The 13,334-nt window shown below is 67.1% G+C and carries 13 protein-coding genes; 9 read left to right on the top strand and 4 right to left on the bottom strand.

All coding sequences use genetic code 11. The features are described 5' to 3' along the window. The first annotated feature begins 61 nt into the window (after window positions 1-61). The 9 genes from QWY84_RS16410 to nadC all read left to right on the top strand — a co-directional run bounded on the left by QWY84_RS16410 (window position 62) and on the right by nadC (window position 7,956). Window positions 62-1,111 carry a class I fructose-bisphosphate aldolase gene (locus QWY84_RS16410; RefSeq protein ID WP_290203978.1) on the top strand — a complete coding sequence of 350 codons (1,050 nt, stop codon included), beginning with the start codon at window positions 62-64 and terminating at the stop codon, window positions 1,109-1,111. A 259-nt stretch (window positions 1,112-1,370) separates the two neighbouring features. Continuing rightward, window positions 1,371-3,671 (top strand): putative monovalent cation/H+ antiporter subunit A, encoded by a 2,301-nt coding sequence (locus QWY84_RS16405; RefSeq protein WP_290203977.1) that lies wholly within the window; start codon window positions 1,371-1,373, stop codon window positions 3,669-3,671. Continuing rightward, complete coding sequence (locus tag QWY84_RS16400) at window positions 3,668-4,123, top strand: Na+/H+ antiporter subunit B (RefSeq protein ID WP_290203976.1); 456 nt, start codon at window positions 3,668-3,670, stop codon at window positions 4,121-4,123. Before QWY84_RS16405 ends, QWY84_RS16400 begins: the two co-directional genes overlap by 4 nt. After that, the gene (locus QWY84_RS16395) at window positions 4,111-4,458 is read left to right on the top strand and encodes a Na+/H+ antiporter subunit C (protein WP_290203975.1); all 348 of its coding nucleotides are present in this window, start codon (window positions 4,111-4,113) and stop codon (window positions 4,456-4,458) included. Before QWY84_RS16400 ends, QWY84_RS16395 begins: the two co-directional genes overlap by 13 nt. Further along, window positions 4,455-5,975, top strand: a complete 1,521-nt coding sequence (locus QWY84_RS16390) for a Na+/H+ antiporter subunit D (RefSeq protein ID WP_290203974.1) — start codon at window positions 4,455-4,457, stop codon at window positions 5,973-5,975. The genes QWY84_RS16395 and QWY84_RS16390 overlap by 4 nt, the downstream gene beginning before the upstream one ends. After that, window positions 5,972-6,445: a Na+/H+ antiporter subunit E gene (locus tag QWY84_RS16385; RefSeq protein WP_290203973.1), complete on the top strand. Its 474-nt coding sequence runs from the start codon at window positions 5,972-5,974 to the stop codon at window positions 6,443-6,445. The genes QWY84_RS16390 and QWY84_RS16385 overlap by 4 nt, the downstream gene beginning before the upstream one ends. A gap of 9 nt (window positions 6,446-6,454) precedes the next feature. Continuing rightward, on the top strand, window positions 6,455-6,727 hold the full coding sequence (locus QWY84_RS16380; RefSeq protein ID WP_435372995.1) for an MrpF/PhaF family protein: 273 nt from the start codon (window positions 6,455-6,457) through the stop codon (window positions 6,725-6,727). After that, window positions 6,720-7,133: a monovalent cation/H(+) antiporter subunit G gene (gene mnhG, locus QWY84_RS16375; RefSeq protein ID WP_290203972.1), complete on the top strand. Its 414-nt coding sequence runs from the start codon at window positions 6,720-6,722 to the stop codon at window positions 7,131-7,133. The genes QWY84_RS16380 and mnhG overlap by 8 nt, the downstream gene beginning before the upstream one ends. Further along, window positions 7,120-7,956: a carboxylating nicotinate-nucleotide diphosphorylase gene (nadC, locus tag QWY84_RS16370; RefSeq protein WP_290203971.1), complete on the top strand. Its 837-nt coding sequence runs from the start codon at window positions 7,120-7,122 to the stop codon at window positions 7,954-7,956. Before mnhG ends, nadC begins: the two co-directional genes overlap by 14 nt. Before the next feature lie 4 nt (window positions 7,957-7,960). Here the strand turns inward: nadC and QWY84_RS16365 are convergent, their stop codons facing one another. The 4 genes from QWY84_RS16365 to QWY84_RS16350 all read right to left on the bottom strand — a co-directional run bounded on the left by QWY84_RS16365 (window position 7,961) and on the right by QWY84_RS16350 (window position 13,321). Beyond that, window positions 7,961-8,833, bottom strand: coding sequence for an HDOD domain-containing protein (locus tag QWY84_RS16365; protein WP_290203970.1), 873 nt, complete (start codon window positions 8,831-8,833; stop codon window positions 7,961-7,963). Continuing rightward, on the bottom strand, window positions 8,833-9,150 hold the full coding sequence (locus QWY84_RS16360; RefSeq protein ID WP_290203969.1) for a hypothetical protein: 318 nt from the start codon (window positions 9,148-9,150) through the stop codon (window positions 8,833-8,835). The genes QWY84_RS16365 and QWY84_RS16360 overlap by 1 nt, the downstream gene beginning before the upstream one ends. A gap of 185 nt (window positions 9,151-9,335) precedes the next feature. Next, window positions 9,336-10,691 (bottom strand): magnesium transporter, encoded by a 1,356-nt coding sequence (gene mgtE / locus QWY84_RS16355; protein ID WP_290203968.1) that lies wholly within the window; start codon window positions 10,689-10,691, stop codon window positions 9,336-9,338. A 446-nt stretch (window positions 10,692-11,137) separates the two neighbouring features. Next, a complete protein-coding gene (locus tag QWY84_RS16350; protein ID WP_290203967.1) occupies window positions 11,138-13,321 on the bottom strand; it encodes a TRAP transporter large permease subunit in 2,184 nt (727 codons plus the stop codon). Window positions 13,322-13,334 lie beyond the last annotated feature (13 nt).

The following is a 13,334-nucleotide window of genomic DNA, read 5'->3' as shown; positions in this document are numbered from 1 at the left end:
TCTGCGTCGACAGGTTCGAACCGGGTCCGTGCGCCAACCAGAAACCAGTGGAGAATCAGGAATGACGGACATCCAGGCCCTGCTGGGCGACGAGGCCGAGGCGCTGCTGAACCACCGGTGCGAAGGGATTCCCCGGGAGCATCTCCATACACCCGGGCCGGACTACGTCGAGCGGGTGGTCATGCAGAAGGACCGCAAGCCGGGCGTGCTGCGGAATCTGCAGGCGCTGTTCAACCAGGGGCGCCTGGCGGGCACGGGCTACCTGTCCATCCTGCCCGTGGACCAGGGCGTCGAGCACTCGGCGGGCGCGTCCTTCGGTCCCAACCCCGCCTGCTTCGACCCCGAGAGCATCGTCCAGCTGGCGCTGGAGGGCGAGTGCAACGCCGTCGCTTCCACGCTGGGCGTACTGAGCTCCGTGGCGCGGCGCTACGTCCACCGCATTCCGTTCATCGTCAAGCTCAACCACAACGAGCTGCTGACCTACCCCGAGATCTACGACCAGACCCTGTTCGCCAGCGTCGACCAGGCATTCGACATGGGCGCGGCCGCCGTGGGCGCGACCATCTATTTCGGCTCGCCGGAATCCCGCCGGCAGATCCAGGAGATCAGCGAGGCCTTCGCCCACGCCCACGACCTGGGCATGGCCACGGTGCTGTGGGCCTACCTGCGCAACCCGGATTTCAAGAAAGACGGCACGGACTACCACGTGGCCGCCGATCTCACCGGCCAGGCGAATCACCTGGCGGCAAGCATCAACGCCGATATCGTCAAGCAGAAGCTGGCGGAGAACAACGGCGGCTACCCGGCGGTGGGCCACGGCAAGACCCACAAGTCCGTCTACGAGGAGCTCACCACGGACAACCCCATCGACCTGGTGCGCTACCAGGTCGCGTCGTGCTACATGGGCCGTGCCGGGCTGATCAACTCCGGCGGCGGCTCCGGCAGCACCGACCTGGCCGACGCAGTGCGTACCGCCGTCATCAACAAGCGGGCCGGGGGCATGGGCCTGATCTCCGGGCGCAAGGCGTTCCAGAAATCCCGCGACAAGGGGGTGGAACTGCTCCACGCCATCCAGGATGTCTACCTGGACGAGCGCATCACGGTGGCCTGAGCGCACACCCGGGAAGCAGGCGCCACGCCTTGCCTTCACGCCCCCGCTCGGCTAAGGTCGGCGCGGTGAGCGTGGGGCGGGCGCTGCACCCGTTCGCGCTGAACGATAACACTGGCTGGGGGATGCGCCGGGCGCGCTGACAGCCACCGCCTTCCGGTGGCGCCATCCTCCCGGGTACGGCACCGGCAGAGCGGCCGCCCGGGCGGCCCGTCCGCCGGTGCCGCGACTGCCTGCATTCGCAACGGGGTATCCATTTCTCATGCTTCTGGCGGTTCTCTCCGGTTTCATCCTCTGCGCCCTGGCGCCCTGGCTGACGCGCTCGCTGGGCGACCGCGCGGGCTGGCTCCTGGCGATTCTGCCGGCCGGGTTGTTCGCCTATTTCCTGGGCTGGATCCCCGAGGTCATCGAGACCGGCGCGGTCACGCTGCAGTACCCGTGGATCCCGGGCCTGGACATCAACCTGAGCTTCCTGGTCGACGGCCTCAGCCTCCTGTTCGCCCTGCTGATCTCCGGCATCGGTACGTTCATCATCATCTACGCCGGCGGCTACCTCCACGGCGACCCGTACCTGCCGCGCTTCTACGCGATCATGTTCGCCTTCACGGCGGCCATGCTCGGCGTGGTGCTGTCGGACAACCTGCTGACGCTGTTCGTGTTCTGGGAGCTCACCAGCATCACGTCGTACCTGCTCATCGGCTACCACCACGAGGACAAGGAGGCCCGCTGGTGCGCGCTCCAGGGGCTGTTCGTCACCGTCGCCGGCGGGCTCGCCCTGCTGGCCGGGCTGCTGATGCTGGCGGTGGCCGCCGGCGGCGAGTACACCCTCTCGGGCATTCTCGCCAGCGACGGCCTGCAGGAGTACCCGTTCTACACGGCCATGGTGCTGGCCATCCTGGCGGGCACGTTCACCAAGTCGGCACAGGTACCGTTCCACTTCTGGCTGCCCAATGCCATGGCGGCGCCCACGCCGGTGTCGGCCTTCCTGCACTCGGCCACCATGGTCAAGGCCGGCGTGTACCTCATGGCGCGGCTCAACCCGGCGCTGGGCGGCACCGAGCTGTGGTTCTACATGCTGGGCATCTTCGGCGCGGTGACCATGTTCACGGGCTCGTTCATGGCCCTGCGCAGCACCGGCATCAAGGCCATGCTGGCCTACAGCACCATCATGGCCCTGGGCACGCTGACCATGCTCATCGGCATCGGCACCGAGGCGGCCATCGTCGCCGCCATGGCGTTCCTGCTGGCCCATGCCCTGTACAAGGCGGCGCTGTTCATGCTGGCCGGCGTGCTCGACCACGAGACCGGCACCAAGGACATCACGCGCATGGGCGGGCTGCGCCGGGCCATGCCCATCACCTTCGTCACCGCGTGCGTGGCGGCGCTGTCGCTGGCCGGACTGCCGCCGCTGTTCGGCTTCATCGCCAAGGAGCTGATGTTCGAGGCCACCCTGCACGGCGGGGCGCTGACCACCTTCACCACGGTGCTGGCGCTGCTGTCGGCGATCATGATCATGGCGGTGGCAGCCATCTTCGCCCTGCGGCCGTTCATCGGCGCCCGCACCGAGACCCCGAAGAGCCCGCACGAGGGGCCGCTGTCGATGCTCATCGGCCCGGTGGTCCTGGCGGCGCTCAGCCTGGTCTTCGGCGTCGCCGCCTTCATCCCCGAGGCGGCCCTGCTGCAAGCAGCCGTGACCGCGGTGCACGGCCGGCCCGTGGACTTCCACCTGTACCTCTGGCACGGGGTCAACGTGCCGCTGCTTCTGAGCGCGATCGCCATTGTCATCGGCCTGCTGGCGTTCCGGTTCTGGGATGCGGTCCTGGCCGGTTTCCGGCGCATGCCGTTCATCGACCGGCTCGGCCCGGAGCGCGGCTACGAGCGGCTCATGGACGGCCTGGTGTGGCTGGCCGAGTGGCAGACCCGCGTTCTCCAGAACGGCTACATGAGCAACTACATCATCACCCTGGTGCTGACCACCGTGGCCCTGACCGGCTGGACGCTGTTCGTGCACACGGGCACGGCGATCCCGCTGGGCGATATCAACGTGCGCATCTATGAATGGTTCACCGTGGGCCTCATTCTCGCCGGGGCCCTGTTCGCGACCATCACCGGCTCCCGGCTGACCGCGGTGGCGGCCCTGGGCATGGCCGGCTTCGGCGTGGCCCTGGTGTTCGTGGAGTTCAGCGCCCCGGACCTGGGTACCACGCAGATCATGGTGGAGACGCTCACGGTCATCCTGCTGGTGCTGGTGCTGTACCGCCTGCCGGCGTTCGTGAACTTCTCCAGCCCCGGCACGCGCCTGCGGGATGCCCTGATCGCGGCTTCCTTCGGCGGCCTCATGACCCTGCTCATCCTGGTGGTCCACGACATCAACGTGGCCGAGCCGATCTCGGATCAGCTGGTCCAGTGGAGCTACCCGGAGGGCCACGGCCGCAACATCGTCAACGTCATCCTGGTGGACTTCCGGGCCCTGGACACGCTGGGCGAGATCTTCGTCGTGGGCCTGGCGGCCATCGGGGTCTACGCCATGATCCAGCTGCGCGCGGAGGATCGCCGACAATGACCGCCATGGGCTCGCTCATCCTGCGCACGGCGACACGGCTGCTGCTGCCGCTGTTGCTGCTGTTCTCCCTGTTCGTTCTCCTGCGGGGGCACGACGAGCCCGGCGGCGGATTCATCGCCGGCCTGGTCGGGGCAACCGGGTTCGCCCTGTACCTGTTCGCCTTCGACGCCGAGCGCACGCGCTCGCTCATGGGCGTCGACCCGCGACTGCTGCTGGGCCTCGGCCTGTTCGCCGCCACCGTCAGCGGGCTGCCCGGCACGCTGCTCGGGCACGCCTTCTACACGTCGCTGTGGTGGACGCCCACCCTGCCCCTGCTGGGCGAGGTGAAGCTGTCCACGCCGCTGCTGTTCGATATCGGCGTCTACCTGGTGGTGCTGGGCTCGGTGATGACCATCGTCCTGGCCCTGGCAGGAGCCGAAGAAAAAGCGGAGGAGACAACATGGAACCGGTGATGGCGGTCGTCGTCGGCATCCTGTTCGCCGCCTCCATCTACATGATGCTGCGGCGTTCCATCGTCAAGCTGGTCATCGGCCTGATTCTGCTCAGCAATGCGGCGAATCTGCTGATCTTCACCATCGGCGGCATGGTCCGCGGCCTGCCGCCGCTGATCGCCGAGGGGGACAAGCTGCCCGCCGGCGGCTGGGCCGATCCCCTGCCCCAGGCGCTCATTCTCACGGCCATCGTCATCAGCTTCGGCGTGCTCGCCTTCGCCGTGGTGCTGATCCACCGCGCCTACGAAGTGGTCCAGGAGGACGATCTGAACAAGATGCGGAGTACCGACACGTGAGCCTCGAGGTCGCCCTACCCATCATCATCCCGTTCCTGGCCGGCTCGCTGTCGCTGGTGTTCTACCGGGCGCCGCTGGTGCAGCGCTGGCTGGGCGTGGCCGGCACGGGCGCACTCCTGCTGGCCAGCATCGTGCTGCTGTATCGTACCTACACGGACCCAGACCAGGTCCTGTCCATCGCCATGGGCGGCTGGCCGGCGCCGTACGGCATCGTGCTGGTGTCCGATCTGCTGGGCGCCATCATGACGGTGCTTGCGGGCATCATGGGCTTCGCCACCGCGGTCTACTCGCTGCCGACCATCAGCCGCGATCACGAGGCCTTCGGCTACTACCCGCTGATGCACCTGCTGCTGGCCGGCGTCTGCGGCGCGTTTCTCACCGGCGACGTCTTCAACCTGTACGTCTGGGTGGAGGTCCTGCTGGTCGCCTCCTTCGCCCTGCTGATCCTGGGCGGCGAGCGGGCGCAGATGGAGGGCGCCATCAAGTACGTGGCGCTCAACCTGCTCTCCTCCATTCTCCTGCTGGTGGCCGTGGGCCTGACCTACGGCATGACGGGCACGCTGAACATGGCCGACCTGGTGGGCCGGTTCGCGGCAATGGAGAACCAGGGCCTGGTCACGGTGGTGGCCATGCTGTTCATGGTGTCGTTCGGCATCAAGGCGGCGGCGTTCCCGCTGTTCTTCTGGCTGCCGGCGGCCTACCACACGCCGCCGGTGGCGGTGTCGGCGCTGTTCGCCGGGCTGCTCACCAAGGTGGGGGTCTATGCGCTGTTCCGGTTCTTCTCGCTGCTGTTCACCCAGGATGTGGGCTATACCCACGAGATCCTGCTCTGGGGGGCGGGCTTCACCATGATCACCGGCGTGCTGGGCGCGGCGGCGCAGTACGAGTTCCGGCGCATCCTGTCGTTCCACATCGTCAGCCAGATCGGCTACATGATCATGGGGCTGGCGCTGTTCAGCCCGCTGGCGCTGGTGGGCGGCGTCTTCTACATCATGCACCACATCATCGTGAAGGCGAACCTGTTCCTGGTCTCCGGCGTGGTCTACTTCCTGCGCGGCAGCTACGAGCTCAAGCACATCGGCGGGCTGTGGCGCACCCACCCCTGGCTGGGGCTGCTGTTCCTGATCCCGGCGCTGTCGCTGGCCGGCGTGCCGCCGCTGTCCGGCTTCTTCGGCAAGTACATCATCATCCGCGCCGGCGTCGAGCAGGAGAGCTGGGGCATCGTCGCCGTGGCCCTTGTCGTCGGGCTGCTGACGCTGTATTCCATGATCAAGATCTGGGCGGAAGCGTTCTGGAAGGCCCAGCCGGAAGAGCACGAGGAGCGTGCGCGGGCGTTCGAGGCCGCCGTGTCGGGCAAGCGACTGACCCTGATGGTGCTGCCCATCGGGGCCCTGGCCGCGATCACCGTGTTCATCGGCCTGGGCGCGCAGCCGATCTACGAGCTCGCCTACGCGGCCGCGGAGCAGATGCGCGACCCGCAGATCTACGTGAACGCGGTTCTGGGGGACACGCAATGAAGATGTTCATCTGGAACATACTGCTGGCCCTGGTCTGGGCCATGCTCACCGGCAGCTTCACCGCCGGCAGCCTGGTGGCCGGTTTCATCTTCGGCTACCTGGTCCTGGCCTTCGTGGCGCGCCTGTCGGACCAGACCACCAGCTATTCCCGCAAGATCCCGGAAGTCATCGGCTTCACCTTCTTCTACATCTGGGAGCTGATCCAGTCGAACCTGCGGGTCGCCTATGAGGTGCTGACGCCGAGCCACCACATGAAACCCGGGGTGATCGGGCTGCCGCTGGACGCGACCACGGACGCGCAGATCACCATGCTGGCCAACCTGATCACCATGACGCCGGGGACGTTGAGTCTTGACGTCTCCAACGACCGGCGCATGCTGTTCATCCACGCCATGTACATTGAAGACGAGAACGCGCTCCACGCCGAGCTCAAGGAGCTCGAGCGGCGCGTCATCTCGCTGCTCAGTTGAGGTGCCGTCGTGATCGAGTGGGCAACAATCATCACCCTCATGCTGCTGACCCTGGCGCTGGCGCTGACCGTGGTACGGCTGATCCTCGGCCCCAGCCTGGCCGACCGGGTGGTGGCACTGGAACTCATTTCGCTGATCGCCGTGTCGTTCATTATCACCTACGCCATCCAGGTCGGGCGCGCGCCGTTCATGGACGTGGCCCTGGTCCTGGCGCTCACCGGGTTCATGGCCACCGTGGGCTTCGCACGCTTCCTGGAGCGCGGAGGCCATACCGATGAATGAATCCATCGCAGCGGTAATCCTCCTGATCGGCGGGGCCTTCGTCGTCATCGGCGCCCTGGGCGCCGTGCGCATGCCCGATCTCATGCTGCGCATGCACGCCACCACCAAGGCGGGCATCCTCGGCGGCGGTCTCGTGGCCATCGCCGGGGGAGTGTTCTTCAACGAGTCCGAGGTGATGGTACGGGCCCTCGCGATTCTCGCCTTCGTGGTGCTCACCGGGCCCGTGGCCGCCCACATGATCGCCCGCGCGGGCTACTTCACCGGCGCCCCGTTCTGGGAGCGCACGCTGAAGGACGATCTCCGTAGCAACCTGGACAAGGCCGGCGGCTATCTCTACAGCGCACAGGAGCAAAGGGAAGGGAAAGGCCGCCCGCAGCAGCAGGCCCCGCGCGATGACGGCGAGTGACGCGACCATCCGCAGCGACGCCCGGCGCGCTCTCGAAGAGGACGTGGCGGGCGGTGACCTCACGGCGGCGCTCATCCCCGCCGAGCGCCGCGGGGAGGCGACGGTCATCAGCCGGGAGACGGCCGTGATCTGCGGGCAGCCCTGGTTCGACGCCGTCTACGCCGAGCTGGACCCATCGGTGACGGTGCAATGGTCCGTCCGCGACGGCGACCGGGTGGCCCCGGACACCGTGCTGTGCTCGGTGCAGGGACCGGCCCGCAGCCTGGTCACCGGCGAGCGCACCGCCCTGAACTTCCTGCAGCTGCTGTCGGGGACGGCGACCACGGCCCGCAGCTACGCGGACGCGGTGGCCGGCACCGGAACGCGGATCCTGGATACCCGCAAGACCCTTCCGGGGCTGCGGGCCGCGCAGAAATATGCCGTCGCCTGCGGCGGCTGCGCCAATCACCGGCACGGGCTGTTCGATGCCGTTCTCATCAAGGAGAACCACATCCTGGCCGCCGGCTCCATTGCCGCCGCCGTCGGCGAGTGCCGCCGTATTCACCCGGGCATCGCGATCCAGGTGGAGGTGGAGAATCTCGACGAGCTGGACGAGGCGCTGACGGCGGGCGCGGACAGCATTCTCCTGGACAACTTCTCCCTGGACGATCTCCGGGCCGCACGCCGGATCGCCGGCGCACAGGCCCGCCTGGAGGCCTCGGGGAACGTCGAGGAACAGGGCCTGGCAGCCATTGCCGCCACGGGCGTGGATTTCATCTCCGTCGGCGCCATCACCAAGCACGTCCGCGCCATCGACCTTTCGATGCGTTTCTTGAAGGCGTAAAACCTTACGCCGATACCGTGGCCTCGGCGCCGATGGTCGCGTGCACCAGCGAGCGGGCGGCCGGGAGCAGGTCCTCGACTTCCTGGAGGCTGAAGCGCAGATCCTCCCAGTTCAGTCCCAGGCGTTTCATGGCGACCTGGGACAGCAGGGGGATGGTGTCATCGCCGGGATTGCCGAACTCCAGGCCCCGCGCCAGAACGTCGGCAACGTGGACGATGAGCGTGGCACCGTGACGAACCCCCGCCCCTTCCGGCTGGTGGTGGCAACGGATGACTTCCACCAGGTCATCCGGCAGCCCCCAGCGCTCGGCAACCCGGGCGCCGAGCCGGCAATGATCGAAGCCGACGACGGCAAGCTCGGCGTCCCGGATCCACGTGTCGTGGCGCTGCTGGTAGCGCAGAACGGCATGGAACTCCCGCGGAAAGTAGACATCCAGGATCAGCCGGCCGAGATCATGGAGGAGCCCGCCGGTGAACGCCAGCTCGCCGTTGCCCTCGACGGCCCCCGCCAGCGTCCGGCTGATCACGCCCACACCCACCGAATGCTCCCAGAACCCGTAGCGATCCAGGCCGTTGCCGCTGCCCCCGGGGAACAGCCCGAGCACGGTGGATGCGATGATGCCGCGTTCCAGGGTCTTCGGCGCCACCTGCAGGCAGGCACTGCGCACCGTGTCCGCCCGGGATGCGGCGGCGAAGAACGGCGAGTCGAGAACCCGGAGCAGCCGAGCACTGAGCCCGCGGTCCTGCGAGACCACGTCATACAGGCGCTCGCGGTCGTCGTCCTGCGCCAGAACGTGGAGAGCGGACGCACCCGCGGCGGGCAGGCCGGGCAGATGCTGCAGGGCCCGTTCGGTATCCAGGCGATCGTAGGGAGGCACTAGCGGGAATCCTCCCGACGATGACCGGCCAGGAGCGCGCGCAGGTGGTTCATCCCCGGGGAGCAGCGCCAGTGCCGGAACAGGTGATCCAGCGAGCGCTCGACGGCCGCCCGGCGAGTTCGCTCGCCGGCGGTTGCACCGTCACCCTGGACCGGCACGGTATCGATGCCGCAGACACGAAGTCGGGAGCACAGCCGTCCGTCCAGGGGGGCGCCCGCGTGCAGAAGAACGTTTCCCTGTTCGTCGAACAGATCCCGGGCGAGACTCTCGCCCGGTACGATTGCATCCAAAGGCTTGTACACGACCGTGGCAGCCATTGCGCCTCCCGCCATTGCGCGCCCTACGCGGCATCCGTTGCCCGTGGGCCCCGCGTTTTACCGTGACGATGCGCGCAGTGTACCCAGGCGGTCGGTCAGCGAGCGTGATGTATTCCTCAAGTTCATGGCCCGTCCGACGGACGGTAAGGCCTTGTTTTCACCTTTTTATTCAGTAACTTACGTGACTACCCCCAACCGGGGAGATTGAGCAGCGCCGTGGCGATGGAAAAGTAGATAACGATCCCGAAAAAGTCGGCGATAGAGGTCACCAGCGGCGCGCTGGCAGTAGCCGGATCGAGCTTGAAACGCGTGAGCACGAAGGGCAGCAGCATGCCGATCATGCTGCCCGTGATGACCACGCACACCATGGCCGAGGACACGATCACGGCCAGCTCCGTGCCGCCCCGCCAGACCCCGACCAGCGACACCGCGGCCGCCATGGTCAGCCCGAGGGCGGCGGCCACGCCCAGCTCCTTGCCCCACAGGCGCAGCCAGTCCTTCATCTGCACGTCCCCGGTGGCCAGCGCACGCACCATCAGGGTGGCGGACTGGGAGCCGGCGTTGCCGCCGGAGGCAACGATCAGGGGCAGGAGGAACACCAGCGCCACCACCGCCTCGATGGTCTCCTCGAAATAGGCGATGGCCACGCTGCCGAAGGCGTTCATGAACACCAGCAGCACCAGCCAGCCGATGCGCTTGCGGTACAGCAGCGACGGCCGGGCCTCCTTGAGGCTGAGATTCAGCGTGTTGACGCTGGCCATCTTGTGGAAGTCCTCGGTGGCCTCCTCCTCGACCACGTCGATGACGTCGTCGACGGTCACGATGCCCAGCAGCACGCCCGTGGCGTCCACCACGGGCAGAACCTCCAGGTCGTAGTGCTTCATCAGCCGCGCCGCTTCCTCCCGGTCCTCGGAGACCAGGATCTTGACCGGGTCGTCCTTCATGACCTCCTCGATGCGGCGATCCGGGCGGCAGAGGACGAAGTCGCGCAGGCGCACCCGGCCCAGGAGGGCCCCGCGCACGTCCGTGACGAAAACCACGTTCAGGGTCTCACCGGCCTCGCTGCGCGAGCGCAGGTGATTGAGGGCCTGCTCCACCGTCCAGCCCACGCGCACGGTGAGGAACTTGGGCGTCATGATGCGCCCGGCGCTCTCCTCCGGGAAGCCCAGCAGCCGCAGGGCTTCCTTGACGTTCTCGGGCGAAAGGAGCTTGAGCAGATTCTGCAGCTCTTCGGGATCCTGCCGCTCCAGCAGCGCCGTACGATCGTCCGGCAGCATGTGGTAGAGGATGAAGCGGGCGTCCTCCTCGTCCAGCGCCGTCAGCAGCTCTTCCTGGAGCGTCGGCGAGAGATAGGCGAACACCGGCGGCTGGCGATCCCGCGGCAGGCGCAGCAGGAACGACTTCGCCTCGCCGGTCTCCAGCTCGGTCATGGTCTCGGCGATGTCCTGGACGGCCATCTCCTCGAGAAGGCCGTCCAGGGCATCCCAGTGCTCGCCCCGGAACAGGGACAGGACCTCTTCGCGGACTTCGCTCTTGTCCATGGACACTCCCCTTGTGATTCACGCGACGCGGATGCCCTCCCCGGGCGTCAGTCGTCGCCGGCCGGATAAGGACACGCTGACCCGCGGGCGGACGCCGGATTCCCAACAGGATAGGCATCCACGGTTCATTCGTGATGAAAGGTTCGTAACAGCCCGACGGCCCGCACTCGCCGCGGCACCTGTCAGGCCGAGGAGATCATCGCCTGGCAGGGTTCGTGGGCGGGCGGTCGGGGCCTGTACCCGGTAAGCCGGTATCAGCGTCCAACCTCGGGAACCTCATCCGCCTCGGGAGAGTGCGATTATACGAGACCCCGGAGCGGGGAAAAAGGCGATACACCGCGACCAAACGGCGAATGGTCGGGCGCGGGGCAGCGTACCGGAAGGGAGCCGGGCAAAAAAAAGCCGGGCGAGGGAAAGACCCCGCCCGGCCTCTTGCCTTACTGGCGTCAGTTGCCGCCGTAGACCTGGTTCGGCAGCCAGGTGACGAGATCCGGGAAGATGATCACCAGGAACAGCCCCAGGGCCTGGAGGGCCAGGAACGGCAGGGCTGCCTTGAAGATCATGCCCATGGTGATGGACGGCGGCGCCACGCCCCGGATGTAGAACAGCGCGTACCCGAAGGGTGGACTGAGGAACGACATCTGCATGTTCACGAGATAGACCACGCCGAACCACAGGGCGATATCCCCGGGATTCACTCCCGGCAAGCCGAACACCCCGTTGAACTCCAGGGCCTCGATGATCGGCACGAAGATCGGCACCGCCAGCAGCAGGATGCCGACCCAGTCCAGGAACATGCCCAGCGCGATCAGGACGATCATCATGATCAGCAGGATGCCGTACGGTCCCAGACCCGACGCCTGGATGAGCTGGATGACGAAGTCCTGCCCGCCCTGCCGGATGTAGAAGCCGACGAAGATGCTGGCGCCGAAGATGATCCACATGACCATGGAGGTGGCCTTGAGCGTGGTCATGCTCGCCGCGTGCATGTTCGGCCAGGTGAGCCGGCCGTGCAGGGCGGCGACCACCAGCGCCCCCAGGGTACCGAAGCCGGCCGCTTCCACCGGCGTGGCGATGCCGGTGAAGATCGCCCCGAGCACGGCCACCACCAGGGCGATGGGCGCGACCATGTTGCGCAGCAGCCGGAACTTCTCGATCCAGTTCACCCGATCCTCGGGGGGAAGCGCCGGTGCCGTCCCGGGTCGCGCCACGGCGAACAGCCAGATGAACAGGGCATACAGTCCCGCGAGCAGAAGCCCCGGCACCACGGCGCCGATGTAGAGCTCGCCCACGGACTGCTGGGCCACGACGCCGTAGATGATCGCCAGGATGGACGGCGGGATCAGGATGCCGAGGGTCCCGCCGGCCATCACCGAGCCCACGGCGATGGTCGGGTGATAGTTCCGCTGCAGCATGGCCGGCAGGGCGATGAGCCCCATGGTCACCACTGCGGCGCCGATCACGCCCACCATGGCGGCGAGCAGGGTGGATGCCGCCACCGTGGCGATGCCCAGGCCGCCCTTGAGGCCGCCCATCCACTTGTAGGCAACGTCGAACAGCTCCTCGATGAGCCCCGCCTTCTCCAGCACCGCGGCCATGAAGATGAACAGCGGAATGGCGGAGAGCTGGTAGTTGGTCATCTGCGGGAAGATCCGCGACGGGATGATGTGGATCGACGCCTGGTCGCCCATGATGTAGAGGAACACCACGGCGAGCCCGCCGGTGACGAACGCCAGCGGCAGCCCGGCCATGAGCGCTACCAGCAGGCTGCCGAACATGATCAGCGTCAGCCAGCCGAGGCTCACGCCCCGCAGCGTACTCTCCAGCGTCAGCGTCGCCTCCTGCGGATAGTAGACGAAAATGTTCACGATCTCCCAGCCGGCGATGACCGCGATGACCGCGGAGATCGCGACCAGGGTCCAGCCCGCCCGCGGACTCCCCTCGCCGCTGCGCAACCCGGAGCGGAACGACTGGATGTCGCGGACCAGGGCAGCGAGTCCCTGGATGATCAGCAGCAGCCCGCCCAGGAACATGGCCCCCTTCATGGGCGCGTAGGGAATGGCCCATTCGGTGAAGGAGACTTCCAGGCGATAGCCGGTGCCGAAGAAGGTCGATTCGCTGGGCACCGACCGGGCGAAGAAGTTCCATGCCGTCGCGGTCAGGGCCAGGGTGAAGATGAAGAACACGGTGGACGTGAGGAGATTGATCCCGGCCCGGACCACCTCGCTGAACCGGTTGTAGATCACGTCCACGCGCACGTGACCGTCCTCGCGCAGGCAGTACGCACCGGAGATCACGTACTGCATGCCGAACATCAGGAACATGGACTCGTGCGCCCAGTTCGTGGGCGAGTTCAGCACGTAGCGCGCGAACACCTCCCAGGAGTAGACGAACGGCGCAATCAGGGCCCAGTAGGCGACGAACCGGCCCGTGAATCCGGAGATCCGGTCCACGACCGCGGTGAAGAGATTGCCGGGCGGCCCGCCGGCCGGAGGTGTCTCGGCGCCGCCGGTGACCTCGCCCCCTCGCCGGAAGCTCCATTCCACCAGCGCCATGACCACGAGCGGCAGGAAGATGAGCACGCCCCAGTACAGCCAGTGCGGCAGTACCCAGTTGATTTCGAAGTCCATTCACCCCCCTTAA

Source organism: Aquisalimonas lutea, assembly GCF_030409225.1.
In the GTDB taxonomy this organism is placed as follows: Bacteria; Pseudomonadota; Gammaproteobacteria; order Nitrococcales; family Aquisalimonadaceae; genus Aquisalimonas; species Aquisalimonas lutea.
The sequence above is the reverse complement of the archived record's forward strand: the minus strand, read 5'-3'. Positions and strand labels throughout refer to the sequence as shown.

Excerpts from the sequence above, each read along its gene's own strand:
- QWY84_RS16410 (WP_290203978.1), top strand. The coding sequence starts at position 62 with ATGACGGACATCCAGGCCCTGCTGGGCGACGAGGCCGAGGCGCTGCTG.
- QWY84_RS16405 (WP_290203977.1), top strand. The coding sequence starts at position 1,371 with ATGCTTCTGGCGGTTCTCTCCGGTTTCATCCTCTGCGCCCTGGCGCCC.
- QWY84_RS16400 (WP_290203976.1), top strand. The coding sequence starts at position 3,668 with ATGACCGCCATGGGCTCGCTCATCCTGCGCACGGCGACACGGCTGCTG.
- QWY84_RS16395 (WP_290203975.1), top strand. The coding sequence starts at position 4,111 with ATGGAACCGGTGATGGCGGTCGTCGTCGGCATCCTGTTCGCCGCCTCC.
- QWY84_RS16385 (WP_290203973.1), top strand. The coding sequence starts at position 5,972 with ATGAAGATGTTCATCTGGAACATACTGCTGGCCCTGGTCTGGGCCATG.
- mnhG (WP_290203972.1), top strand. The coding sequence starts at position 6,720 with ATGAATGAATCCATCGCAGCGGTAATCCTCCTGATCGGCGGGGCCTTC.
- nadC (WP_290203971.1), top strand. The coding sequence starts at position 7,120 with ATGACGGCGAGTGACGCGACCATCCGCAGCGACGCCCGGCGCGCTCTC.
- QWY84_RS16360 (WP_290203969.1), bottom strand. The coding sequence starts at position 9,150 with ATGGCTGCCACGGTCGTGTACAAGCCTTTGGATGCAATCGTACCGGGC.
- mgtE (WP_290203968.1), bottom strand. The coding sequence starts at position 10,691 with ATGGACAAGAGCGAAGTCCGCGAAGAGGTCCTGTCCCTGTTCCGGGGC.
- QWY84_RS16350 (WP_290203967.1), bottom strand. The coding sequence starts at position 13,321 with ATGGACTTCGAAATCAACTGGGTACTGCCGCACTGGCTGTACTGGGGC.